The organism is Bacillus sp. AFS040349 (assembly GCF_002577655.1).
In the GTDB taxonomy this organism is placed as follows: Bacteria; Bacillota; Bacilli; order Bacillales; family Bacillaceae; genus Metabacillus.
Genome location: NZ_NUMC01000170.1, coordinates 1 through 275, shown reverse-complemented (window position 1 = coordinate 275; position 275 = coordinate 1). Strand labels below are relative to the sequence as shown.

The window sequence follows — 275 nt, the reverse complement described above, 5'->3', positions numbered from 1 at the left end:
TGATCAAATGTATTATATTTTATGTACGCTGTTCGTCCTTCTCTTTCTAAAAAGTCATAGTTTTCCTCACTACCATAACCAGAATCGGCAACTATTTTTTCTGGTTTCACTCCGTGCTCCTCCAGGTGTTGAAGATGAGGGATCAAGCAGCCTGGATCACCTGCTCTTTGATGTAGAGAGAAACCTGTAATAAATTGACCTTCTGTTCCTGTTTGTACATTATATCCTGGTTTTAACTGCCCATTTCGCATATGATCTTCCTTCATTCTCATAAA

The 275-nt window shown here is 38.5% G+C and carries 1 protein-coding gene; it reads right to left on the bottom strand.

Annotation, left to right across the window (positions count from 1 at the left end):
- Positions 1 to 275: transposase (locus tag COD11_RS25435; protein WP_141549753.1), on the bottom strand; the 275-nt coding region annotated here is incomplete at both ends.